Here is a 22,037-nt window from a genome sequence, read left to right on the forward strand (position 1 = left end):
GGGGGTGCCCGTCTCAGAGCAATTGCGGCGCCAGTCGTGGCACCGCCTTTACGGTCTAGGGGCTCCTGGCGAAGTCGTGTGGCTTTGGTCGATACTGGCCGGAAGTTGCTTGGTCGTGGCACTATTTCGGGAGCTCAGGTGATGCGCTCTAACAGGTCGTTCGACACGGACACGCAGCGGCATTGCGCAGCGAGGCGTGCAGGTGAGCATACGCCTCGCTGTGCAATGCCACTGCCGGCCGGTCAACTTCAACGTTAGAGCGCAGGGTCATAGTCATGCCTTTCGGGATTGTTGGTAGTTTCGCCGTCGCAGTGCTGGTGCCCTTGGCTGTGTGCTTGGCATACGTCTTCGCGTGGCCCGGTGTTGAGGGCCGTCGTGCACTGTTCCTTGCGGTCGCGGTGGTGAGCGCAATTGCGCTCGGCGTTGTCTCGTTCTGGTGGCACTTGCGTCCCCTTCAGGGTGTGGCACTGTCTGGAGAAGCGGTCCCGGGCTCGCAGCCGTGGAGTTCCTTCGAAGCCGATCTGCAGGTACGCTACTTTCTTTCGGTGGCAGCCGCATTCATCGTGCAGGTTGTCGCCTGTGTTGGTCTTGATCACCTTCTCAGGGGCAATGGATGAAGCGCTCTAACAGGTCGTTCGACACGGACACTCAAGGGCGTCCGCGGCTGCGCCGCTCCTGTTCCTTGGTTGCCGGTCAACTCCGACGTTAAGTCGCATGGAGTCGAGCAACGTGTATGAGTTTCGCGTGCCCAACGGAGCACCTCGGCAATACCTGCACGCGTTGATCTTTCTGCATCTCTCAATTCTTGGAATGTTGCTGGCAAAGCTCTCGCTAGCCGCGGCCCTTGTTGGTAGCGTTCCTGTGCTGATTGTTTGTGCCGCATTGGTCCATTTGGCGCGGCGCCGAGTTTGGGTCAGAGTGTCCCAGGGTGGCATGGAGGGTCGCACTCTCCTGGTAGTCCGCCGGCGTCTGAAGTGGGAAACCATCAATGGAGCTTTCATTCCGCACACAAGGTCAGTTCCGGTGTATTTGGTGGGAAAAATGGACGAAATGGGTATCCCTCTTCCATTCATGACCATCCGAGTTCCAAGATCGATCTGTGAGTCGCCGGAGTTCGTGCGGGCGGTGGCGGAACTTGCTCCACCTGGGCACCCGTTGCTAGCGAGGCGCGCCAATGCAACTTAACTGGCCAGTCGAGCGGATCGCCTACGGCGTCCGCTCACCTCTACGTTAGACGTCTCACCAACACCTCCGTAGCGTCATGTACGAGTCCAAGAGTCAGCCGCCCATACCTCGCGCAAGCTTCGCTCTGCGACTGGGCGTTCATCTTGGGCTGGCAAGCTGCCTGCTTCTAGTGTCGTTGGGCGCTGGCATGGTCGGGTACGTTCAGCTTGAGCATCTTTCTTGGATGGATGCATTCCTAAACTCAGCCATGCTCCTGGGCGGCATGGGTCCGGTCAATCCGCCACAGACAGAAGGCGGGAAGCTCTTCGCCGGCATCTATGCTCTCTATGCAGGTCTGGTCTTCATCGGCACTGCAGCACTGGTGTTCACGCCAATCCTGCATCGTGTCATTCATCACTTTCACTGGAGCGAGAAGCTCTAGGCGGTATGAAGACGCCTAACCCTTTGCTCGTGCGGACCGCCACCGGCAAGGCACTTGGGCCGCGAGGCGCTCTGGCTTATCCTGCGCCTCGCGGCCAAACGCCTCGCCGGTTCCGGCCGCTCAGCCCAAACGTTAGGCATCGCACGCAGATCGCGTCTACGCCCCACGCATCAGCACTTCAGGTATCCCCATGTCAAACGTACTGAAAGGCGGTTGCCTCTGCGGCAAGGTTAGGTTTACCGCGAGTCAGGCGCCGCTACGGACGCTTGCCTGTCACTGCACGTTCTGCCAACGCATGACGGGTACATCCTTCTACGCTGAGTCCATTTTTCCGCTCGACGCGGTGAGCTTCAATGAAGAGGAGCTTCGCCGGTACGAGCACCTGTCAGACGGCAGCAAGAAGAAGGTCTTTGTTCACTTTTGTCCATCGTGTGGAACGACAGTCGGGCTTACCTTCGAGCGCTGGCCGGACATTCGCGCCATCTCCCGCGGTTGCTATGACGACCCGAACGCAGTCGAAGTCACAAGCCACATTTGGACTCGCTCCGCTCAAACTGGTGTGGCCTTGCCAGCGGGAGTCGATTGCTTTGCCAGAGCGCGGGCGTCACTCGATGGCCAGGCAGAGGAAGCCGTAAGGTACGAAACGCCGGTCATGGCACGGCAGAACAGCGATGCGTAACCCGTGCATCGAGGGGGCAGGCGAAAGGCGGCTTCGCTGCCATTCGCCTGCCGCTCATGTCGAACGTTGGGCGTCATAGGATGCCCTTGCCTCCAAGGCCTGCATGACTGCCACCACGATCGAAATCCACCCCCTGTCGCCGGCTCGACTTGCGGATTTCATGGCCTTCTTCGAGGGCGAAGCCTTCAGCGACAACCCGAGGTGGTCGTCTTGCTACTGCCAATGCTTTTACGAAGATCACTCGAAGATCACATGGGCCAGTCGAACAGCGGCGCAGAACCGCGAGTGCGCAAGCCACCGCATCGCCGATGGTGAAATGCAAGGCCTCCTCGCGTACAACGAGGGTCAGGTTGTCGGTTGGTGCAATGCAGCGCCGCGGCAGCTACTCCACGCGCTCGACGCCGAACCGCTCGCGAATCCGGGGCGGGTCGGCACGATTCTTTGCTTTCTCGTAGCGCCAAGCGCCCGGGGCCGCGGGGTCGCATCAGCTTTGCTCGAAGCGGCATGCGAGCATCTCAAAGCGCAAGGCCTCCACGTCGCTGAGGCGAATCCGCGTCCCAGCGCGAAAGACAGTGCCGAGAACCACTTCGGGCCTCTCGCGATGTACCTTGCAGCGGGATTCACCGTTGTTCGAACAGACGGTGACGGTAGTGTCTGGGTAGGCAAGGAACTGCAACCAGGCCCCTCGCGCACCGAGCAATGACGCCCAACCCTCCCACGAGGAATTCGCAGTCATGGGACTTTTGACCTTCAGCATCAACGTCACCCTCGACGGTTGCGTCGACCACCGGGAGGGGATCTCCGACGACGAGACACACGCCTTCTTCACCCGCCTCATGGACGAAAGCGGGGCGATGCTGTTTGGCCGCGTTACCTACGAGATGATGGAGAGCTACTGGCCGGCGGTCGCCCGAGGCGACGTGGAGGCGCAGCCGGCGATCCGAGAGTGGGCGGTCAAGTTGGGGACTAAGCCGAAGTACGTGGTGTCGTCGACGCGAAAGGACTTTCCGTGGACCAATACCCACCACATCGCCGGTGACCTTCGCACGGGGGTGCAGAAGCTGAAGGACTCGACTCCGGCCGGTGTGCTCCTTGGTAGCGGCAAGCTCGCGACCGAGCTAGATCGGCTGGATCTGATCGACGAGTACATGTTCCTCGTCCACCCTAGGATTGCCGGCCACGGCCCGACCCTGTACCAGAGCGGGCTGCCCAGCACGCGACGGCTCGATCTGGTCTCCGTGAGGCCGCTCCGCAGCGGCGCGGTCGCCATTCACTACCGGCGCGAGTGAGGCTAATAATTCATTCAAGCCGACGCCGCTTCGCGGCGCGGCTCAACTCAGGCGTTAGAACTCGTGAAGTACCTCAGCTCGATTTTTGTATGGCTTTGGTGGCTCTGGATTGCCACAATTCCATTGGATTTGCATGAGATCTTTGCAGAGGTTTCCACTGCGTTGGGATGTCAGAAAGGCGAGTGCTATCCAGATCCGCCTTGGGCCTCTCCATTTGCGTCGCTTGATTGGATGGAAACCAAGACAGCGCTGCTTCTTTGGCCCGTCTGCATCTGGTTTCTCGTACTGCGCCCCCTATGGAAGCTGGAAGCCTGGATTTGGGGCGCGAAAGAGCCCGCACCTGAAGATAAAGGGAACGGCAGTGCAAGCAAGCTCTAATAGGTCATTTCACCGGACCCCTACGGCGTCGTCCGCTGAATTCCAACGTTAGCTTTAAAGGATCAGTGCGATGCTTAAGCAACGAGGCGAAAAGACAGCCGACGGGAAATGGTCCATACCAGCGGCGGAACGCAACAAGGACCCAATCCTTGGCGTACTTGCGCGGGTTCTACCGAGCCGCGGCCTGGTCTTGGAGGTCGCCAGCGGCACCGGACAGCATGTCATGCATTTCGCCGCGGCGCTCCCAGACCTCACCTGGCAGCCGTCCGATCCGGACGCGGAACTTCGCGAGTCTATTGCCCTGCGCATTCAGGAGGAGCGCCGGGCCAACGTCAATGGGCCGATTGACCTTGATGTGACCAAGCACCCGTGGCCGTTGCAAACGGCGAATGCGGTGGTGGCGATCAACATGATTCACGTCGCTCCGTGGTCGGCGACGCTGGCCTTGTTCGAAGGCGCGAAGGTCTTGCTTTCGACGCAGGACGTTCTGTTCTTATACGGACCGTACCGTCGTTTCGGTGGCCACACCTCGCAGAGCAACGCGCAGTTCGATCTTGATCTTCGTGCGCACAATCCCGAGTGGGGCCTTCGTGACCTGGAAGCTGTGTCAGACGTGGCCACTGGCACGGGGTTCATTCTGGCCGAGACTATTCAGATGCCAGCCAACAACTTCAGTCTGGTATTCCGGCGACGTGAAGGCTGACCATATGGTCGAGCGGACGTGCCGCCGGCGGCGTTGCAAGGATGCATCATGACGGTCAAACGTATGGACAACGTCGGCATCGTGGTGGAAGACATTGATGCTGCCATTGAGTTCTTCACCGAACTTGGTCTCGAGCTCGAGGGGCGCGCCCCAATCGAAGGAGACTGGGCAGATGGCGTTACTGGACTGCACGGCATGCGCGTCGAGATTGCCATGATGCGTACGCCGGACGGTCACAACCGGCTCGAGATGTCCCGTTTCCTCGCGCCGCCCGTGGTCGCCGATCACCGCAGCGCCCCAGTAAATGCTCTCGGCTACCTGCGCGTCATGTTTACCGTGGAGGACATCGACGATACGCTCGCCCGGCTCGGCAAACGCGGTGCAAAGCTCGTCGGCGAAGTGGTCCAGTATGAAGACATGTACCGGCTTTGCTACATCCGGGGGCCCGAAGGACTTCTCATCGGACTTGCTCAACAGCTTGGGCAGCAGACATCCCGAGAGAATCCCATGTCTCAGCGGCAATCCTAGACCGCACTACAGGGAGCCCCGCCCGACATGAAGTTCACGTGCAAAGTCATTCCGTCCGGCAATGCGACAGCCGTCGAGATTCCGAAAGCCGCCGTCGAGGCCCTGGGCGCCGGGGCCAGACCGCCGATCTCTGTCTCCATCAACGGGCATACGTGGCGAACCCGTATCGCCCTGATGCGAGGTCAATGCTTGGTCGGCATCAGTGCCGCCAACAGGGCGGCAGCCGGCATCGCCAGTGGGGAAACCGTCGACGTCATCCTTGAATTGGACGACGTTCCCAGAGAAGTGACGGAGCCCCCGGACTTGAAAGAAGCATTGGACGCCGATCCCTCTCTCCGCGCCGCGTTTACTCGCTTGGCGTTTGGCCTCAAGCAGAAACACATCCGGTCCTTGGTCGATGCCAAGACACCTGAAACACGCCAACGACGCCTTGCCAAGTTGGCCAAACAACTCCAACAAGGTACAACCTGAAGGGAGGGCAGGGACGCCATGAACGACATCGACTCAATCCTCACATTCTGGCTCGAGCCCAAACCCACGACCGCCTCTGAGAGCGAAGCGGCCTGGAAAAGGTGGTTCTTCGAGGCGAGCCCCGAACTCGATCGCATCATCACTGATCGTTTTGGCCAACTCCTCGAGCAGGCGCGAAAGCGCGAACTCGATGGCTGGAAGTCCTCGCCGCACGGGACGCTGGCCCTGATCCTCTTGATCGATCAGTTCTCGCGCAACGTGTATCGAGGTAAGGCCGAAGCCTTCGGCGCAGATGTACTGGGCCTGGAGCTGGCTCGCGAGGGCTACGCGTCCGGGAAGTTCAACGGCTTCGATCTCACGGAACACTTGTTCGCGGCGATGCCATTTCGGCATGCGGAGGACTTGGCCGCACAGCGCATGGCGGTTGATCTCGCGCAGCGTCACGCGATCATGGCCGTAACGAAACAGCCGGCATTGCAGAAGGCCTATGTCGATAGCGTCGATTGGGCGCGCCGCCACTACGACGTGATTGCCCGTTTCGGGCGCTTCCCTCACCGCAACGCGACCTTGGGTCGCCAGACGACGCCCGAGGAAGCGGAATACCTCGCCTACCAAGGCGGTTGGCCAATGGCTCTAGTCAACACGGACCTCTTGCGGCGTCCGAGCGCTCCCGGCGCAAGTCACCGGTCACCCTTACGTTCGATCTTGACTAACATGCCACGGAACAGGGGCAAGCTGGACATCGGACGTTGCCAAGACCGAGCCCCTCCCACCCATATCACGGCCGTCCGCGGCGACGCCTGATACGTCCGGGGCCACACCCGGATAATTCCGCCAGCCGGGAGTCACCATGCTGATCAATGGGCGCTGCCACTGCGGGAACATTTCTTTCGAGCTCACATGGGAACCCGAGCCGAAAGAGATCCCGGCGCGCGCCTGCGGCTGCTCGTTTTGCACCAAGCATGGCGGCGTGTGGACCTCCTGCAGCACCGGTCGTCTCAAGGTCGCCATCGGCGATCCGCTGCTGGTGTCGAAGTACGCCTTCGGCACCCAGACCGCGCGATTCCATGTCTGCGCCCGGTGCGGCATCGTGCCCGTCGTGACCAGCCGGATCGACGGCAGGACCTACGCGGTGGTCAACGTCAATGCCTTCGAGTCGGTGGATGCGTCGCTCCTGAAGCACGCACCTGCTTCCTTCGATGGCGAGAGCGAGGAGGCGCGCCTCGCGCGGCGCAAGCGGAACTGGATTCCCGCGGTTGAAGGCATCGAGGGCGGCGACTAGCCAGCGGCCTTGCCCCGGAAGACTTCGTATCGAAGTTCTGCGAAGCCAGTTCCCACCTGCTTTGTTGACATGAGCCGCAGTGGTGGCGACGTCAGGCGCCGAGGGAACAGCGGCTTGCCCTTTCCCAGAGTCACGGACCCGATCTGGACAATGATCTCATCCAGAAGACCGGCGTCGAAGAACTGTCCCGCCAGGTCGCCTCCCCCAACTATCCAGAGATTCTTCGCACCGGCGGCCGCTCTCATGGCTTCGTGAACGGGCCGCACGTCGCCGCGCACGAACCTCAAGTCGGCGCCGGAGACGGGAGGCAGCGTTCTATTGGAGAATACCCAGGTAGGCTGCGCGTAGGGCCAGGCCGTCCCCATCTGGTCCTTGACGGTGAGCGCATGGCGGAGCATCCACTCGTAGGTGCTTGAGCCCATGGCGAGCGCGCCCACTTCGGCAATGAATGACGGGTAGCTCGTGTCATTCACGTCGCCCAAGGGGAACAGCCAGTCCAGGGAGTCGTCCTCGGTCGCAATGAATCCGTCGAGGCTCGTCGCGGTGTAGTACTGGGTCTTCATGCCGTTGCGATGGGCATCGAGCGATTCTGCAGCAGGCGCAAGCGCGTTTCAGCGCGGCGAGTACAGCCGCTCATCAGCAGCAGGGCACCGATTCCGAACTGCCCGGCTGAGTCCTTCGATGCGGCTGGCCTTGTGCCGCTCCGCTCGCTAGAGTAGAGCTCTGCACGGCACAGGGGAGCAAGCCCATGGCTGACGCGCGCGAACTGTCGACGATTCAAGCGCCGCTGACCCGCGGCACGCTGGCGGACTACCTGCGCGAGGCGCAGGCGCGAGGGGTTGTTCCTGCCGGATTCCAGGTCGACGGCATCGAGCCCCTGACCGGCGGACGAACCGGTGCGCAGGTCCTCGCGATCCAGCCAGGCTACGTGCTGAAAGTCTTGCCGCGCAACAACTGGCGTGTGACGGCGATGCAAGCGCCCGATGCCGGGGAGGGGCCCTTGTGGCTGAGCGGCGCCACGCGCGAGCTGCCTGCGCGGGTGGCGTGCCCGACGATCGAGGTGGCGATCCACGCCGACAAGGACGAATGGTGGATGCTGATGCGCGACGTGTCGCATGGCATCCGGCCCCGCGGGGCCTTCACGCTGGGCGACGAGCGGGTGTTCTTGGCGGGACTCGCACGATTGCATGCGCACTTCTGGGACGGTCGCCATGGCCTCGACAGCCTGCCGATCGCCCCGGTCCGCGGCACCACCGCCGCCATCGCAGAGCCCGTCGCGGTTGCTGCCGGGCGTGCGGAGGCGTCGGCGGACTGGGTGCGCCGGTGCGTCGAGGACTTCACGCCTCTCATGGCGCTGTTGCCCACGTTCCTCGAAATGCTCGATCCCGCCGAGGCCGACTTCTTCCTCCGGCTCGTTTCCGACCGCTCATGGCACAAGGGCCTGGACGACGCCACGCCGACGCTCAACCACGGCGACCTGCGCCGCGCGAACATCTCCTTGACGGGCGAGACCGTCACCCTGTTCGACTGGGAACTCGCGTCGCGCGCGCCTGCCGCATGCGATCTGCAGTGGCATTGGTTCTTGCACTTCTGGGCCTATCCGCCCGACGGCAATCCACCCGAAGCCCGTGCGCCGCTGCGCGAGTTCTACCTGGCCGAGCTCGAAGCCGTGCTGGGGCCGATCGACCGCGCGGAGTTCGACCGGACCTGGGACCTGGGGTGGCTGCGGACCATGGCCATGATCGGCTTCTGCCTGGCGGATACCCCGGATCCAGCCGGGCCGGAGGCGCGCCGTCGCGCCAAGGCTGCCATCGCGCTGGCCCGTGCGATCCTGGGGGCGTGATGTGCGCCCGTCATTTGTGGAGCAGGCGTCAAAAAGTGGTCGTGCCGGGCGGAGCACGCCTCCTGCCAGGCCAGGGTTCGCCGCTGGTTGTGAAGCACAATCCGATGCAAGCTGAACCTGCCATCCCCGGGCGGAGGCCAGATTGACTTCAAACGACGATGTCCGTGCGTTGCTCGAAAAGCAGCCGAAGCCGGTGTGCGCGGCCTTGATGCCCTTCACCATCGTCGAACTGGACGCGGACGCCGGCTTCGTCAAGGTGGAGTTCCTGCCCCAGCCTGCGTTTGGCAATCACTTCGGCAACATCCAGGGCGGCTTCGCCGTCGCCATGCTCGATGCTCCCATTTCCTGCGCCGTGTTCGCCAAGCTGCGGCAGTGGCTGCCCACCGTGGAGATCAAGGCCAGCTTCGTGGCGCCGGCCCGGATCGGCAAATGCATCGGCGAAGGGCGGGTGATCCGCGCCGGTCGCAGCGTGGCGTTCGTCGAAGGCAAGATCTGGACGGAAGAGGGCGAACTCGCCGTCCATGGAACGGCGACCGTGCTGGTCAAGCCGCCGCACTCCCAGGAGCCTCATTGAGCACACCGATGAACGCCCCCCAGACCTTGCCGCTGCCCACCGAGCCCACGGTGCTGGCGCCGGACGGATCCGAGGTGCGCGTGCTGCTGGCAGCGAGCGGCGGGAGCATGGCGCACTTCACGCTGCCGGCGGGCGCGGTGGCCAAGGCGGTGACCCACCGGACCGTGGATGAGTTGTGGTTCGTGGTCTCCGGCGCGGGCGAGATGTGGCGCCGGCATGGCGAGCAGCAGGACATCGTCCGGCTGGTTCCCGGCCTTTGCCTCTCGATCCCCCAGGGCACGCACTTCCAGTTCCGGGCGGCCGCCGATCAATCGGTGAGTGCCGTGGCGGTGACCATGCCGCCATGGCCCGGCGAGAGCGAGGCGATCTTCGTCGACGGCGTGTGGACGCCAACCGTGGGCTAGCGGGCTGGAGGGCGGCTGCCGCGAGCTATCGGCTTGCGCCGCCGGCGACCCGCGTGAAGTAGTCCACCAGGCGATCCAATGCGCGGAAGAAGACGTCCGTGCTGAAGCCAACGAGGAAGGCAAGCCCGAAAGAGGTTAGCGTCACAAACTCCCCCTGCGAGATCTTTTGCGAAGACGGTGTCCAGAACCACACGATGATGATGCCCGCGAAGGCGCCCAGCAGAACCCGGAAGGTGATCCGCATCCACGGTGGGTCAGGGACAGCGGGATCGAGCAGCCGGCGCATGTGAAAGATGATGGCGCCCAACATGCCGTACAGCGCGGGCAGCACCCAAAGGCCAACGAAGCCGATCGCATTCTGCAGCCGGAACAAGGTCTCGGAGTAGTCGCTGGGCTGCAATGGGTCGATGCCCACGTTGATGCTTTGATTGAACCGGCGCAGTTGAGCCAGGTAGCTGTCGAGCAAGCCCTGGACATTCAAGGCTCGCTGGGTCTTGGCATCTTCTGCGGGCAAGGTGGCGGCAAGCTTCTCGAGTTCCTTCTCGAGATCTTCGCGGATCGAAGGTGGCGGGGTGGAGCCGTAGTCTTGCTGACTGATGATGGCCTGGAGGTTCGCATCGCCGGTCGGGTTGGTGGCGTTGCCGATGCGCTTGATGGCTTCCGTCGGGCTTGCGAGGATTTCGATGTCGTTCAGGACCTTGGACGCAATGGGCGCATAGGCAAGGTTCTTGAGGTATAGCGCCTTCAGATCAAACAGCGACTTGCTGAAGACCTCGTAGAGAAACTCCTTCTTGCCCGTGTTCAGCGAGTCGACCACGTCCTGCTGGTTGCGCTTGAGCGTTCCGAACAGCCGCATCGCCTGTTCGGCCCCCCGCGCCTGCTGAAGTTCAAGCGTGATCGCGTACATGTTGCGCGCGCGCTCGTAGATCTGCGTCGTATAGGCGCAGGCGCCCATCACGAGAATGGACATGACGAAGAACAGGAGGGTGGACGGGCGCCGGCGTCCGTCATGGTAGGGCCTCCAGCCGCGGCGGAGATCGTCCAGCGTGATGGGTGCAATGTCCTTCATGGCGGCGTTGAGCGCGAGCTGCAGCGCCACGACGACCGACGGATCGGAAGTGTTGTCGGCGAGCGATCGGTTCGCCGCCGTCAAAGCGTCCAGCAAGTGGGCGTTGCTGAGGGCACCCGTGCGCACACCCACCTCGGCGACGAGCGTCGCGTCGTGGACCAGGCCTTTCAACAGCTCGTTCGCCATGGCCGTATCAACCGCGAATGCCGGTGACCCAACCCCACTGCGTCGGACACGAGCACTGGGTATTGGCGGGACCTGGAGGCTGGGCCCAGCACCAGAACTTCGGCGTGAAGCAGATGGTGCCGGGCGCGTGAGGGGGGACCTGGGCGTCGGCGCTCAGTGCAAACGTCGCAAGAGACGCAAAAGCCATGGTCCACAACTTCGCTTTCGCCAGGGCATGCGGGCTGTGTTCCATGAGCGGGCTCCGATGGTCGGTGGGTTGCCCGCCCAGACTGCGCGTGAGGAGACAGACCGTCATCCCCCAATCGCAGGACGAACGGGTGCCAGGGTCATCCACTTGGTGGAGAACCATCGTTCCATCCATGAGGGAACCGCAGGTTCCCGGATGAGCAGGAGCGGCCCGGACCCGCCGGCCAGCGGCGGCCGGCGCTAGGCAGCCGCCGAGATCGCCCGCCCGGTCTGCGGCCAGCGCTTCTGCACGACCGCCCAGGCCACCAGCCCCACGCCCATGAAGGCGATGGAGGTGAGCGCCAGCGCGCGGGTGGAGTGCATCACCAGCGGCGCGATGGCCCCGGCCACCACGCCGTTGGCGGTCGAGCCGATCACGGCCTGCAGCGAAGAGGCCAGGCCGCGGCGTTCCGGGGCCATGTCCAGCACCAGCAAGGTGATCACGGGCACCATGAAAGCCCACCCGAAGGAGAAGATCGCGATCGGGGCGAGCGCCCAGCCGGCGTGCGGCTCGAACAGGAAATTCGCGGCCACGTTCAGCAGCGACACAACCGTCATGATCTCGAAGCCGTGGCGGATCTGCCGGCGCGGCGTGATCCGGCCGGCCGCGCGCCCGCTGGCCCACGCGCCGCCCATGATGCCGGAGATGGTGAGGATGAAGAACCAGAAGTACTGGGTGGGCGCCAGGCGCAGGTGCTCGCCGAGGAAAGCCGGCGCGCTCAGCACATAGAGGAACATGCCGTTGAAAGGCACGCCGCTGGCCAGTGCCAGCAGCAGGAAGCGCGGGTTGGCGCCGAGCTGCCAGTAGCCCCGCATCAGGTTGCGCACGTTGAAGGCCTGGCGCTGGGTGTCGTGCAGCGTCTCGGGCAGCAGCCGGTAGTTGGCGACCCACAGCACCACGCCCACGCCGGTGAGGAACCAGAAGATGCTGTGCCAGTCCAGGTGCACGAACAGCCAGCCGCCGATGATGGGCGCAACGGCGGGCGCGACGCCGAAATAGATGGTGACCTGGCTCATGACCTTCTGGGCCTGGGCCGGCGGGAACATGTCCCGGATCACCGCGCGCGACACCACGATGCCCGCGCCGGTGGAAAGGCCCTGCAGGCCGCGGAAGAACACCAGCTGGCCGATGCTTTGCGACAGCGCGCATCCCATCGATGCCAGCGTGAAGATCGCGATGCCGGTCAGCACCACCGGCCGGCGCCCGAAGCTGTCCGACAAGGCGCCATGAAACAAATTCATGAAGGCGAAGCCGAACAGGTAAGCCGAAAGCGTCTGCTGCATCTGCACCGGCGTGGCATCCAGCGCCTTGGCGATTCCTGCGAAGGCGGGGATGTAGGTGTCGATGGAGAAGGGCCCCAGCATGCCGAGCACGGCGAGCAGGAAGGCCAGGGCCCAGCGCGGAGCGCGCCAGAGTTTGTCGGCGTCGGGATTCATGGGCGTCCGAGTCTAAGCCCGGAGCGCGCGCCCACCTATCTTTCGTTCCGGTCCGGCACGCTGTACGTCGTCTGACCGGCTCGCCCTGCAGGCTCGCTTGCCGATCCCGCGGGGCCGTACACTGGCCGCATGAGCGCCAGCACGCACGCAGTTCCGCCGCGCCAGGCTCCCGGCAAGACGACCGGAGCGACATGGCGCTGACCAGCGAGTCCCTGACCCCCGGCTTCATGGTGGTTCACGGCAACCATCCCGAGGCGCTGTGCGAGCTGATGGTGGCCTGGATGAAGGCCCATCCGCTCGCGCCCCTGGAGGACGAGGTGGTGCTGGTGCAAAGCAGCGGCATCGCCCAGTGGCTCAAGCTCGCGCTGGCCGCCGATGTCACGGCTGGCGGCGCGGGTGTCGCGGCCGCGGTCCGGACCCGCTTGCCGGCCCAGGCTCTGTGGGATGTCTACCGGGCGGTGCTCGGACGCGAGCAGGTGCCGCCGCAGTCGCCCTTCGACAAGTCGCAGCTGCCCTGGTGGCTGATGCGCCTGCTGCCCGGTCTGCTGGCGCAGCCCGAGTTCGAGCCGCTGCGCCGCTTCCTGGACAGCGACGAGGACGGCCGCAAGAAATACCAGCTGGCGGTGCGCCTGGCGGACCTGCTGGACCAGTACCAGGTTTACCGGGCCGACTGGCTCGCCCGCTGGGCGCAAGGCGAGGACGTGCTGGCCCTCGCCGGCGATGAGCGCATTGCCCTGCCCGAGGCCATGCGCTGGCAGCCGCTGCTGTGGCGCGCCCTGCTGCAGGATGCGAAACAGGAGGGCAAGCTGGCGGCCAGCCGCGCCCAGGTGCACGAGGATTTCCTGCAGGCGGTGGGCCGCTGGCAAGGCCAGGCGCCCGCGGGCCTGCCGCGGCGGGTGACGGTGTTCGGCGTGTCTTCGCTGCCGGCGCAGACGCTGGAGGCGCTGGCGGCCGTGTCGCGCTGGAGCCAGGTGCTGCTGTGCGTGCACAACCCCTGCCGCCACGACTGGTCGCACATCGTGGCCGAGCGCGACGTGCAGCGCGCGCGGCGCCAGCAGCGGCGGCCGGGCCTGGCGCGGGCCGGTGACGATGCGCTGCACCTGGACACCCATCCCTTGCTCGCGGCCTGGGGCCGCCAGGGGCGCGACTTCGTCCGCCTGCTCGACGAGTACGACCGCCGCGACGCGTACGAGGCACAGTTCCAGGCGATCGACCAGCGCATCGACCTGTTCTCGTCCAATCCCGGCGACTCGCTGCTGCGCCAGCTGCAGGACGACATCCTGGAGCTGCGGCCGCTGGCGGAAACGCAGTCGCAATGGCCGCCGGTAGCGCCTCATGACAGTTCGATCGCCTTCCACATCGCCCATGGCCCGCAGCGCGAAGTGGAAGTGCTGCACGACCAGCTGCTCAAGGCCTTCAGCGAGGACCCGACGCTGCAGCCGCGCGATGTGATCGTGATGGTGCCCGACATCACGGACTATGCGGCGCACATCCAGGCGGTGTTCGGGCCGGTCGAGCCGGGCGACGCGCGCTACCTGCCGTTCTATATCGCCGACCAGGGACAGCGCCAGCGCGACCCGCTGCTGGGCGCGATCGAGCAGCTGCTGTCTTTGCCCGAATCGCGCCTGGGCGCCAGCAGCGTGCTGGACCTGCTGCACGTGCCCGCGCTGCGCGCGCGCTTCGGCATCGACGAAGACCAGCTGCCGCTGGTGCGGCAATGGGTGGACGGCGCCAACATCCGCTGGGGACTCCATGCTTCGCACCGCGGCGCGCTGGACTTGCCCGAGCGCATCGAGGGCAACAGCTGGGCCTTCGGGCTGCGCCGCATGCTGCTGGGCTATGCGGTGGGCGAGGGCGAGCACTGGAACGGCATCGAGCCGATGGTCGACGTCGGCGGGCTGGAAGCCGCGCTGCTCGGGCCGCTGGTGCGCCTGGCCGATGCGCTGGAGAAGCACTGGGGCGAATTGCGCGAGCCCGGCGCGCCGGAGCAGTGGGCGCAGCGCCTGCAGCAGTTGCTGGACGACTTCTTCGAGGCCGCGGACGGCACGGCCGATGGCCTGACCTTGCTGCGCGCGCGCGCCGCGCTGCAGGAGTGGCGCCAGGCCTGCGAGGACGCGCAGCTGTCCGAGCCGCTGACGCTGGCGGTGGTGCGCGACCACTGGCTGGGCCGGCTGGAGCCCCAGGGCCTGCGCCAGCCCTTCTTCGCGGGCGGCGTGACCTTCGCCTCGCTGATGCCGATGCGGGCCATACCCTTTCGCTGGGTGGCGCTGCTGGGCATGAACGATGGTGACTACCCGCGCAGCCGCCCGCCGATGGATTTCGACCTGATGGCGCGCGACCACCGGCCGGGCGACCGCTCGCGGCGCGAGGACGACCGCTACCTGTTCCTGGAGGCGCTGCTGTCCGCGCGCGACCACCTGCATCTGAGCTGGGTCGGCCGCAGCATCCAGGACAACGAGCTGCGGCCGGCGTCGGTGTTGGTGGCGCAGCTGCGCGACCACCTCGCTGCCGGCTGGCGCCTGCAGGGCGATCCGGGCCAGGACCTGCTTGCGGCCCTGACCGTGGAACACCGGCTGCAACCCTTTCATCCGGCCTATTTCGACGGCAGCTCGCCGCGCCTTTTCAGCTATGCCGGCGAATGGCGGCGCAGCCTCGCTGCGGGCGAGCTGCCGCCGGCCGCCCCCGGGGTCCTCGCGCCGCCGGCCAACGGGCGCGCCATCACCCTCAAGCAGCTCGGCGACTTCCTCAAGAATCCCGCGCGTGCCTTCCTGCGGCAGCGTCTTCGCATCCACTTCGGCGACGACGACCCGGTGACGCGCGACGAGGAGCCCTTCGACCTGGACGGGCTCGAGAACTGGCAATTGCAGGATGAACTGATTCGCGCCCAGAAGGCGGCGGTGGACACGGGTGGCGGACGCGAGGAGGCCCTGGCCGCGGCGCTGGCGCGCATCACGCGGCGCGGCGACCTGCCGCACGGCGCATTCGGCGCGCAGGTGCTGGCGCAGCTGGAGGAACCCATGCCCAAGCTGTTCGAGGCCTATGTCGAGCAGCTGCAGCGCTGGCCCCAGGTGCTGGCCGACGAACCGCTGGAGTGGTCGGCCGCGGGGGATGACCCGCTGCAGCTGCACGACTGGCTCACCGGCTTGCGCACCAATGAGGCCGGCGAGCGCTGCCGCCTGGTGCTGGCCAGCACCGGCATCGTGAGCGGCAGGAACCAGGCCTGGCGCCTGGAGCAGCTGCTGCCGCACTGGGCTGCGCACCTCGCGGGCCATCTCGGCGGCGCCGGCATGACCACGGTCATCCTGAGCAAGGCCGGGCAGGCGCTGCTGCCGCCCTTGCCGCCGGAGTCGGTGCAGGCCTGGTGGGCCGCGCTGCTGCAGGCCTGGGACGAGGGCATGCGCCGGCCGCTGCCCTTCGCGCCGCAGCCGGCGATGGCCTGGCTCAAGGCCGACGCAGCCGACGCGGCGCAGGAAGCGGAAAAGGCCCACGCCGAGGAACTGAAACGCGACCTCAGCTTCGCCCGCGCCTATCCCGATTTCGATGCGCTCTGGGATGAGGGCGCCTTCGTGACCTGGATCGACAGGCTGCTGCGGCCCCTGCGTGACCAGCTGCGGACGCCCGGCCCGCAGGGTGAAGGAGGCTCATGACTTCGCCCGTCATGCTCGAGCCGCTGGCGTTCCCGCTGCGCGGCAACTCGCTGATCGAGGCCAGCGCCGGCACCGGCAAGACCTTCACCATCGCCGCGCTCTACCTGCGGCTGGTGCTGGACCACGGCGGGCCGGCGGCCAGCTTCGGCCGGCAGCTGGTGCCGCCGGAGATCCTGGTGGTCACCTTCACCGAAGCGGCGACCAAGGAGTTGCGCGATCGTATCCGCGCGCGCCTGGCTGATGCGGCCCGGGCCTTCCAGCAGGAGCCCGATCCGGGCGACGAGCTGCTGCGGGCGCTGCGGGCGAGCTATCCGCGCGAGCAATGGCCCGCCTGCGCGCGCCTGTTGCAAGGCGCGGCGGAATGGATGGACGAAGCTGCCGTTTCGACGATCCATGCCTGGTGCAATCGCATGCTGCGCGAGCATGCGTTCGACAGCGGCAGCCTGTTCGAGCAGACGCTGGTCACCGACATCGAAGAATTGTTCGAGGAGGCGGCGCACGACTATTGGCGCAGCTTCTTCTATGGGCTGGATGCGCAGGAAGCCGAGCGCGTGCGGGAGTGGTGGCCCAACGTCGGCGCCTTCACCGCGCAGGTCCGCGCGCTGCTGGCGAATGCCCAGTCCCTGCCCGAAGGCGCCGAGCCGAAGCAGGCGCTGGCAGCGGCGGGCGTCGAGGGCGCGCGGGAGCTGGAGGCGCTGAAGGCGCCCTGGAAGCGCTGGGCCGGCGAACTGAAGGCGCTGCTGCAACAGGCCTGCGACGCCGGCCACATCCAGCGCACGCATTGCCGCCATGTCCTGAACTTCGCGGGCAAGATGTGCGACTGGGTTGAGGGCCCCGAGCCCTGGCCCCTGGGGGCCACCAGCACGGGCTGGCAGCGGCTCACGCGCGCCGGGATCGCGCAGGTGTGGTCCGGCGACAAGTCGCTGGATCACCCCGCGCTGGCCGCGATGGAAAACCTGAAGGCCGCGCTGGAAGCCATGCCCGACGGCCGCGACGCCATCCTCAGCCACGCCGCCCGCTGGGTGGCGCAGCGCATGGGCCGCGCGCAACGCCGCCAGGCGCAGATGGGATTCGACGACCTGCTGGCGCAGCTGCACGAGGCCCTGCAGCGGCCGGTCACGGGCGAGCGGCTGGCGCAGACCATACGCGCGCAGTTCCCGGTGGCGCTGATCGACGAGTTCCAGGACACAGATCCGGTGCAGTACGGAATCTTCCGGAAGATCTACGGCGCGCCCGCGAGGCAGGCCGCCAGCGCGCTGGTCCTGATCGGCGACCCCAAGCAGGCGATCTACGCCTTCCGCGGCGCCGACATCTACACCTACCTGGCGGCGCGCCGCGCCACGGCGGGCCGCCATTTCACGCTGGGGATGAACTACCGCTCCAGCGAGCCCATGGTCCGCGCCGTGAACCAGCTTTTCATGCGAGCCGAGCAGCGCGAGGGCAGCGGCGCCTTCCGCTTCCGCGCCCCAGGCACCGACCCGCTGCCCTTCTTCGAGGTGCAGGCCGGGGGCCGGCCGGACGGTTTCGAGGTCCACGGCGCACCGGCCCCGGCGCTGACCTGCTGGTGGTCCGAGGAGCGTGACGCCGGCGGCTACCGGTCCGCCATGGCCGACGCCTGCGCGGCGGAGATCGTGCGGCTGCTGCGGCTGGCGCAGGACGGCGAAGCGGGCTTCAGGAATGCCGGGGGCGTGCTGCGGCCGCTTCATCCGCGCGACATCGCAGTGCTGGTCAACGACCGGACGGAGGCGCAGGCCGTGCGCGCGGCGCTGTCCCGGGGCGGCGTGCGCAGCGTCTATCTCTCCGACCGCGACAGCGTGTTCAAGACCGCCGCGGCCGCCGAGCTGCAGCGGCTGCTGCCGGCCTGCGCGGCGCCAGAAGACGGCGCACTGGTTCGCGCCGCGCTGGCCACGCCGCTGCTCGCGCTGTCCTGGGCCGAGCTCGACGCGCTGGGCGAGGACGAGCTGACGTGGGAGCAGCGCATCGAGCAGTTCCGCGGCTATCTGCAGCAGTGGCGGCGCCAAGGCGTGCTGCCGATGGTCCGCCAGCTTCTCAACGACTTCGACGTGCCGCGGCGCCTGCTGTCGGCCGGCGACGAGCGCCAGCTCACCGACCTGCTGCACCTGGCCGAGCTGCTGCAGCAGGCCAGCGGGCTGCTGCAGGGCGAGCATGCGCTGGTGCGCCATCTGGCCGAGGAGCGGGCCACGGGCAGCGAGCTGGGCGAGAACCGGCAGGTCCGCCTGGAAAGCGATGCCGATTTGCTGAAGGTCGTGACCGTCCACAAGTCCAAGGGACTGCAGTACCCGCTGGTGTTCCTGCCTTTCCCCTGCACCTGCCGGCCGGTGCGGGCGAGCGCGGTGCAGGTCAAGTACCACGACGAGGACGGCCACCTGCGCGTCTCGCTTCGCCCGAATGCGCCGCAGGTGCGGCAGGCCGACGAGGAGCGGCTGGGCGAGGATCTGCGCAAGTTGTACGTGGCGCTGACGCGTGCGGTGCACGCGACCTGGATCGGCGTGGCGCCCACGCGCGATCTGCCGCAAACGGCATTGGGCTGGCTGCTGGATGTGCCCGGTCTGGCCGCCGAGTCGCTGCAGGAGGCCGTGCGCGCGGGCGGCGCTGTCGTGGCGCCGGCGCCGGTGCACTCGGGTGAGCGCGTGCCCCATGGCGGCGAGATGGCCGGGTCGTTGGCCGCTCCGCTGGTCGCGGCGGCGGCGCGCGAGCGCTGGTGGATCGCCAGCTACTCGCGCCTGCTCGGCGCGATGGAAGCGGTCCCGCACGCGTCCGACAGCCCGGAGCAGGCCAACTACGAAGAGGGCTCGGCCGAAGCCGAGGGCGGCGGCGCGGCCGCAACGGCGCAGCCCTCCGCCGGAACGCTGCATGCCTTCCCGCGGGGCGCGGCGGCCGGCACCTTCCTGCACGGGCTGCTCGAATGGGCCGGCCAGCAGGGCTTCGCGCCGGCCGAGCTCGAAGCCGGCGTCGCGCGGCGCTGCGTGACCGCCGCCTGGAAAGAGCAGCTGCCGGTGCTGCGCGACTGGCTGCAGCAGTGGCTCGTCACGCCGCTGCGGCTTCCGGACGCGACGGCGGTGGCCCCGGCGCAGCTGCGTGCCTGCCAGGTCGAGATGGAGTTCTGGTTTTCGGCGCGCGCGGTGAGCGTGCGCGCGCTCGACCAGCTGGTGACGCGGCACACGCTGGCCGGCGAGGCGCGGCCGGCGGTCGGTGCCGCCCAGCTCAACGGCATGCTCAAGGGATTCATCGACCTGGTGTTCGAGCACGAGGGCCGCTACTACGTCGCCGACTACAAGTCCAACTGGCTGGGCCCGGCCGATGCCGACTACACCGCGCGCGCGATGCGCAACGAGGTGCTGGCCAAGCGCTATGACCTCCAGTACTGCCTGTACCTGCTGGCGCTGCACCGGCTGCTGCGGGCGCGCCTGCCCGGCTACGACTACGACCGCCATGTGGGCGGCGCCGTGTACCTCTTCCTGCGCGGGCATGCGGCGGCCACGCAGGGCCTGCACCTGGAGCGGCCGCCCCGCGCCCTGATGGACGCGCTGGACGCGCTGTTCCAGGGAGCGAAGCTGGAGCTGGACGCATGATCGCCAACGAGCACGACATGCCCGATCGCGCGCGCGAGTGCCTGCAGCAGCTGCGCGTGTGGGTCGATGCGGGCTGGCTGCGCGAGCTCGACTTCGTATTTGCGGCCTTCCTGGCGCGCGAGTCGCCGGACGCCGATCCACTGCTGCTGCTCGCGGCGGCCCTGGCCAGCCACCAGCTCGGCCGCGGCCATGTGTGCCTGGAGCCGGCCGCGGTGCTGAAAGACCCCGCGCTGGTGCTGGCGCTGCCGCCCGAGCGCGCTGAGGAGGCCGGTCGCCATGCGGACGCTGCGCCCGCCAAGACGCCGGTCGAATGGCTGTCCGGCCTGGCGCCTGCCGCCTGGGTCGCCGCGCTATCGAATGAGCGCCTGGTCGGCAGCGGTGCGGGCGACACGCCGCTGGTGCTGGCCGGCTCGCGCCTCTACCTGCGCCGCTACTGGCAATACGAGCAAACGGTGCGGGCGGCGATCGAGCAGCGGGTGGCAGCGGAACCGCTGGACGCATCCACGGCTGGCAGCCTGCGCCAGGCGCTCGATGCGCTGTTCGGTCCCGCGGCTTCGGCCGGCGGCGAGCCGGACTGGCAGAAGATCGCCTGCGCGCTGGCAGTGCGTTCGCACTTCGGCATCGTCACCGGCGGCCCGGGCACTGGCAAGACCACGACGGTGGTGAAGCTGCTGGCGGTGCTGCAGCACCTCGCGCCGCGCGATGCGCAGGGGAAGCTGCGACCCCTGCGCATCCGCCTGGCGGCGCCGACCGGCAAGGCCGCCGCGCGCCTGAACGAATCCATCGCCGGCGCGGTGAAGGACCTGCCGCTGGGCGGCCTGCCGGATGCACAGGCGCTGCGCGAGGCGATTCCCACCGAGGTGACCACGGTGCATCGGCTGCTGGTCCCGGTGCCCGGCACGCGGCGCTTCCGCCATGACGCGCGCAACCCGCTGCCGCTGGACGTGCTGGTGCTGGACGAAGCCTCGATGGTGGGCCTGGAGGCGATGGCGGCCGTGGTCGCCGCGCTGGCGCCGCGCACCCGCCTCGTGCTGCTGGGCGACAAGGACCAGCTCGCCTCGGTGGAGGCCGGCGGCCTGTTTGGCCAGCTGTGCCGCTGGGCCGACGCCGGGCGCTACACCGCCGCCACGCGCGACTGGGTGTACACGGTGAGCGGCGAGGCCATTCCGCCGGCCCAGGCCGACGATGCCGGCAGGCCGCTCGACCAGTGCGTGGTCAAGCTGCGCAAGAGCTGGCGTTTCGGCGAAGGCAGCGGGATCGGGCAGCTCGCCCAGGCCGTCAACGAGGGCGACGTGAAGCGGATCCAGGAGATCCGCAGCAAGGGCCGCGCCGACCTCGCGTGGCTGGACCTGGCGAACAGCGAAGCGGGACTGCGCCGGCTGGTGCTGGAGGGCGGACCCGAGTTCTTCGGCGGGCGCGGGCAGGGCCGCCTGGAGAGTTCAGGGGTGGTCGCGCCGCCTGTGGGCCTGTCGCACTACCTGGGCGTGATGAATCGCGGTCCCCGCAGCGACGCCCAGGAGGACATCGACACCTGGGCGCGCGGCGTGCTGGACGCCAGCCTGTCGTTCCAGCTGCTGTGCGCGGTGCGCGGCGGCCGCCATGGCGTCGAGCGCCTCAACGAGCGCATCGCCGACTTGCTGCACGCCGAAGGCCTGGTTGCCGCGGCGCAGGGCTGGTTCGCCGGGCGGCCGGTGATGGTCACGCACAACGACTACACGCTGGGCCTGATGAACGGCGACATCGGCATCGCGCTGCAGGTGCCGGAACAGGGCAAGCCCATGCTGCGCGTGGCCTTTCCCGCCAATGGCGGCGGCGTGCGCTGGGTGCTGCCCAGTCGCCTCGAATCGGTGGAAACCGCGTTCGCCATGACGGTGCACAAGTCGCAGGGCTCGGAGTTCGTGCACACCGCGCTGGTCCTGCCGGACCGGCCCAGCCCGGTGCTCACGCGCGAACTGGTGTACACCGCGGTCACACGCGCCAAGTCCTGGTTCACCCTCGCCGGTCCGCTGAAGGACGGCCTGCTCGAACAAGCCGTGCAGCGCCCGACGCTTCGCGCCGGCGGGTTGTTTTGAAATTTCCTCCCTCCCCCTCCGGGGGAGGGCAGGGGTGGGGGCGCTCCTCAA

Annotated in this window: 20 protein-coding genes; 17 read left to right on the plus strand and 3 right to left on the minus strand. The window is 67.1% G+C overall.

Annotated elements, in window-relative coordinates; all coding sequences use genetic code 11:
* Positions 1-275 precede the first annotated feature (275 nt).
* From UC35_RS17745 to UC35_RS17780, 11 genes are all read left to right on the plus strand, one after another.
* Positions 276-617 carry a hypothetical protein gene (locus UC35_RS17745; RefSeq protein WP_061502022.1) on the plus strand — a complete coding sequence of 114 codons (342 nt, stop codon included), beginning with the start codon at positions 276-278 and terminating at the stop codon, positions 615-617.
* A 791-nt stretch (positions 618-1,408) separates the two neighbouring features.
* Positions 1,409-1,606 carry a hypothetical protein gene (locus tag UC35_RS24310; protein WP_227820365.1) on the plus strand — a complete coding sequence of 66 codons (198 nt, stop codon included), beginning with the start codon at positions 1,409-1,411 and terminating at the stop codon, positions 1,604-1,606.
* A 190-nt stretch (positions 1,607-1,796) separates the two neighbouring features.
* Positions 1,797-2,285: a GFA family protein gene (locus UC35_RS23280; RefSeq protein ID WP_082793356.1), complete on the plus strand. Its 489-nt coding sequence runs from the start codon at positions 1,797-1,799 to the stop codon at positions 2,283-2,285.
* 103 nt (positions 2,286-2,388) lie between these two features.
* Positions 2,389-2,988, plus strand: a complete 600-nt coding sequence (locus UC35_RS23285; RefSeq protein ID WP_082793357.1) for a GNAT family N-acetyltransferase — start codon at positions 2,389-2,391, stop codon at positions 2,986-2,988.
* Positions 2,989-3,019: 31 nt separating this feature from the next.
* On the plus strand, positions 3,020-3,574 hold the full coding sequence (locus UC35_RS17755) for a dihydrofolate reductase family protein (RefSeq protein ID WP_061502026.1): 555 nt from the start codon (positions 3,020-3,022) through the stop codon (positions 3,572-3,574).
* Between the two features lie 63 nt (positions 3,575-3,637).
* The gene (locus UC35_RS23745; RefSeq protein ID WP_145979527.1) at positions 3,638-3,952 is read left to right on the plus strand and encodes a hypothetical protein; all 315 of its coding nucleotides are present in this window, start codon (positions 3,638-3,640) and stop codon (positions 3,950-3,952) included.
* A gap of 70 nt (positions 3,953-4,022) precedes the next feature.
* On the plus strand, positions 4,023-4,655 hold the full coding sequence (locus tag UC35_RS17760; RefSeq protein ID WP_061502028.1) for a DUF938 domain-containing protein: 633 nt from the start codon (positions 4,023-4,025) through the stop codon (positions 4,653-4,655).
* 48 nt (positions 4,656-4,703) lie between these two features.
* Positions 4,704-5,183, plus strand: a complete 480-nt coding sequence (locus UC35_RS17765) for a VOC family protein (RefSeq protein ID WP_061502033.1) — start codon at positions 4,704-4,706, stop codon at positions 5,181-5,183.
* A gap of 27 nt (positions 5,184-5,210) precedes the next feature.
* Positions 5,211-5,654, plus strand: coding sequence for a YdeI/OmpD-associated family protein (locus UC35_RS17770; protein WP_061502035.1), 444 nt, complete (start codon positions 5,211-5,213; stop codon positions 5,652-5,654).
* Positions 5,655-5,672: 18 nt separating this feature from the next.
* On the plus strand, positions 5,673-6,458 hold the full coding sequence (locus tag UC35_RS17775) for a DUF924 family protein (protein ID WP_061502037.1): 786 nt from the start codon (positions 5,673-5,675) through the stop codon (positions 6,456-6,458).
* Positions 6,459-6,504: 46 nt separating this feature from the next.
* Positions 6,505-6,936 (plus strand): GFA family protein, encoded by a 432-nt coding sequence (locus UC35_RS17780; RefSeq protein ID WP_061502041.1) that lies wholly within the window; start codon positions 6,505-6,507, stop codon positions 6,934-6,936.
* Here UC35_RS17780 and UC35_RS17785 read toward each other — a convergent pair.
* Positions 6,933-7,499 (minus strand): dihydrofolate reductase family protein, encoded by a 567-nt coding sequence (locus tag UC35_RS17785; protein ID WP_061502043.1) that lies wholly within the window; start codon positions 7,497-7,499, stop codon positions 6,933-6,935. The two genes, UC35_RS17780 and UC35_RS17785, sit on opposite strands and share 4 nt — an antisense overlap.
* A 185-nt stretch (positions 7,500-7,684) precedes the next feature.
* Here UC35_RS17785 and UC35_RS17790 point away from each other — a divergent pair, with 185 nt between their 5' ends.
* The 3 genes from UC35_RS17790 to UC35_RS17800 all read left to right on the plus strand — a co-directional run bounded on the left by UC35_RS17790 (position 7,685) and on the right by UC35_RS17800 (position 9,757).
* The gene (locus UC35_RS17790; protein WP_061502045.1) at positions 7,685-8,779 is read left to right on the plus strand and encodes a phosphotransferase family protein; all 1,095 of its coding nucleotides are present in this window, start codon (positions 7,685-7,687) and stop codon (positions 8,777-8,779) included.
* Positions 8,780-8,921: 142 nt separating this feature from the next.
* Positions 8,922-9,353, plus strand: coding sequence for a PaaI family thioesterase (locus tag UC35_RS17795; RefSeq protein ID WP_145979528.1), 432 nt, complete (start codon positions 8,922-8,924; stop codon positions 9,351-9,353).
* Positions 9,354-9,361: 8 nt separating this feature from the next.
* Entirely contained in the window at positions 9,362-9,757 is a 396-nt protein-coding gene (locus tag UC35_RS17800) for a cupin domain-containing protein (RefSeq protein ID WP_145979529.1), read from the plus strand.
* A 25-nt stretch (positions 9,758-9,782) separates the two neighbouring features.
* On the opposite strand, the gene UC35_RS17805 is transcribed toward UC35_RS17800, so the two are convergent.
* The gene (locus tag UC35_RS17805) at positions 9,783-11,012 is read right to left on the minus strand and encodes a hypothetical protein (RefSeq protein WP_061502049.1); all 1,230 of its coding nucleotides are present in this window, start codon (positions 11,010-11,012) and stop codon (positions 9,783-9,785) included.
* A 426-nt stretch (positions 11,013-11,438) separates the two neighbouring features.
* A complete protein-coding gene (locus tag UC35_RS17810) occupies positions 11,439-12,674 on the minus strand; it encodes a multidrug effflux MFS transporter (protein ID WP_061502050.1) in 1,236 nt (411 codons plus the stop codon).
* 191 nt (positions 12,675-12,865) lie between these two features.
* Here UC35_RS17810 and recC point away from each other — a divergent pair, with 191 nt between their 5' ends.
* From recC to recD, 3 genes are read left to right on the plus strand one after another with little or no spacing between them, the layout of a single operon-like run.
* Entirely contained in the window at positions 12,866-16,321 is a 3,456-nt protein-coding gene (recC, locus tag UC35_RS17815) for an exodeoxyribonuclease V subunit gamma (RefSeq protein ID WP_061502052.1), read from the plus strand.
* Complete coding sequence (recB, locus tag UC35_RS17820; protein WP_061502059.1) at positions 16,318-19,914, plus strand: exodeoxyribonuclease V subunit beta; 3,597 nt, start codon at positions 16,318-16,320, stop codon at positions 19,912-19,914. Before recC ends, recB begins: the two co-directional genes overlap by 4 nt.
* Positions 19,911-21,986, plus strand: a complete 2,076-nt coding sequence (gene recD, locus UC35_RS17825; RefSeq protein ID WP_227820366.1) for an exodeoxyribonuclease V subunit alpha — start codon at positions 19,911-19,913, stop codon at positions 21,984-21,986. Before recB ends, recD begins: the two co-directional genes overlap by 4 nt.
* Positions 21,987-22,037 lie beyond the last annotated feature (51 nt).

Source organism: Ramlibacter tataouinensis, from assembly GCF_001580455.1.
Classification (GTDB): domain Bacteria; phylum Pseudomonadota; class Gammaproteobacteria; order Burkholderiales; family Burkholderiaceae_C; genus Ramlibacter; species Ramlibacter tataouinensis_B.

Bases quoted from the DNA above. Each gene is read 5' to 3' on its own strand.
- UC35_RS17755 (WP_061502026.1), top strand. From the start codon at position 3,020: ATGGGACTTTTGACCTTCAGCATCAACGTCACCCTCGACGGTTGCGTC.
- UC35_RS24310 (WP_227820365.1), top strand. From the start codon at position 1,409: ATGGATGCATTCCTAAACTCAGCCATGCTCCTGGGCGGCATGGGTCCG.
- UC35_RS17800 (WP_145979529.1), top strand. From the start codon at position 9,362: ATGAACGCCCCCCAGACCTTGCCGCTGCCCACCGAGCCCACGGTGCTG.
- UC35_RS17775 (WP_061502037.1), top strand. From the start codon at position 5,673: ATGAACGACATCGACTCAATCCTCACATTCTGGCTCGAGCCCAAACCC.
- UC35_RS17745 (WP_061502022.1), top strand. From the start codon at position 276: ATGCCTTTCGGGATTGTTGGTAGTTTCGCCGTCGCAGTGCTGGTGCCC.
- recB (WP_061502059.1), top strand. From the start codon at position 16,318: ATGACTTCGCCCGTCATGCTCGAGCCGCTGGCGTTCCCGCTGCGCGGC.
- UC35_RS23285 (WP_082793357.1), top strand. From the start codon at position 2,389: ATGACTGCCACCACGATCGAAATCCACCCCCTGTCGCCGGCTCGACTT.
- recC (WP_061502052.1), top strand. From the start codon at position 12,866: ATGGCGCTGACCAGCGAGTCCCTGACCCCCGGCTTCATGGTGGTTCAC.
- UC35_RS17770 (WP_061502035.1), top strand. From the start codon at position 5,211: ATGAAGTTCACGTGCAAAGTCATTCCGTCCGGCAATGCGACAGCCGTC.
- UC35_RS17785 (WP_061502043.1), bottom strand. From the start codon at position 7,499: ATGAAGACCCAGTACTACACCGCGACGAGCCTCGACGGATTCATTGCG.
- recD (WP_227820366.1), top strand. From the start codon at position 19,911: ATGATCGCCAACGAGCACGACATGCCCGATCGCGCGCGCGAGTGCCTG.
- UC35_RS17790 (WP_061502045.1), top strand. From the start codon at position 7,685: ATGGCTGACGCGCGCGAACTGTCGACGATTCAAGCGCCGCTGACCCGC.
- UC35_RS17810 (WP_061502050.1), bottom strand. From the start codon at position 12,674: ATGAATCCCGACGCCGACAAACTCTGGCGCGCTCCGCGCTGGGCCCTG.
- UC35_RS17760 (WP_061502028.1), top strand. From the start codon at position 4,023: ATGCTTAAGCAACGAGGCGAAAAGACAGCCGACGGGAAATGGTCCATA.
- UC35_RS17765 (WP_061502033.1), top strand. From the start codon at position 4,704: ATGACGGTCAAACGTATGGACAACGTCGGCATCGTGGTGGAAGACATT.
- UC35_RS17780 (WP_061502041.1), top strand. From the start codon at position 6,505: ATGCTGATCAATGGGCGCTGCCACTGCGGGAACATTTCTTTCGAGCTC.
- UC35_RS23280 (WP_082793356.1), top strand. From the start codon at position 1,797: ATGTCAAACGTACTGAAAGGCGGTTGCCTCTGCGGCAAGGTTAGGTTT.
- UC35_RS17805 (WP_061502049.1), bottom strand. From the start codon at position 11,012: ATGGCGAACGAGCTGTTGAAAGGCCTGGTCCACGACGCGACGCTCGTC.